Origin of the sequence: Mesorhizobium sp. M5C.F.Ca.IN.020.29.1.1 (genome assembly GCF_003997375.1) — a bacterium.
Taxonomy (GTDB): Bacteria; Pseudomonadota; Alphaproteobacteria; order Rhizobiales; family Rhizobiaceae; genus Mesorhizobium; species Mesorhizobium wenxiniae.
Genome location: NZ_RZSW01001059.1, coordinates 1 through 900, shown reverse-complemented (window position 1 = coordinate 900; position 900 = coordinate 1). Strand labels below are relative to the sequence as shown.

The window sequence follows — 900 nt, the reverse complement described above, 5'->3', positions numbered from 1 at the left end:
CTCCAGGGCGCGCATATAGGCGTCCTGGTTGAGCGAACGGGCATAAATCGTCTTCTTGCGCGTCGATATCTGGGCGGCTGACACCTTGCCCTTGCGCTCCAGCGTCGGCAGCGTCAGCTGGTCGTCGGCGGCGATCGCCATGCGCACGGCGCCGTCGACGTCCGACTGGCCGATGTCAGCGCCTTTCTGGAGAATGCCGTAGAGATTGTCCAGGGCGCGGCGCGCCTGCTCGGCGGCCGAGGCGGAGCCCTTGATGGTCAGTTGGTTGCCTCGCGAGCGGATATCGACGCCAAGCTTCTGCTCCAGCCTGGCCAGATTCTCGTCAAACTGGCCATAAAGGGCGCTGGCAAGCTTGTTGTTGTCGAAAGTCAGAACGATGTGCGCCATATCCGAAGCCCCCGATGGTAGGTTCTGGGGCAGGTTCTTCACTTCCGCAGCGCTCAACCGTCTCTCCTCATCTGCCGAGACCTTCAGGCCAATTCGGCGAACAGGCTGTTGTAACCCGTCTTCGTGATTCGTACCTGGATAATCTCACCGATTTCGCCGGACTTTTCATCAACAATAACCGGCTGCAGCCACGGCGAGCGGCCGACCTTCTGGCCAGCCTGGCGGCCCGGCTTCTCGATCAGCGTGTCGATGGTGCTGCCGACCAGGCTCGCGCCGAAATCCTGCTGCTGCTTCAGCAGCAGCGCCTGCAATCGCTGCAGGCGCTCGTCCTTGACGGCTTCCGGCACATGATCGGCCATTTCCGCGCCCGGCGTGCCAGGGCGCGGCGAATATTTGAATGAGAAGGCCGAGGCATAGTTCACCTGGCGGACAAGGTCCATCGTCGCCTCGAAATCCGCATCCGTCTCGCCGGGAAAGCCGACAATGAAGTCGCCTGAAAGCGCGATATCGCTC

The 900-nt window shown here is 61.9% G+C and carries 1 protein-coding gene and 1 pseudogene; both read right to left on the bottom strand.

The window, feature by feature from the left end:
* Positions 1-444, bottom strand: a pseudogene (locus EOA85_RS36190) (PhoH family protein); the annotation flags it as partial.
* A gap of 26 nt (positions 445-470) precedes the next feature.
* Positions 471-900, bottom strand: a 430-nt coding sequence (locus EOA85_RS36185; RefSeq protein WP_127212795.1) for a TRAM domain-containing protein, incomplete at its 5' end; no start/stop codon positions are given.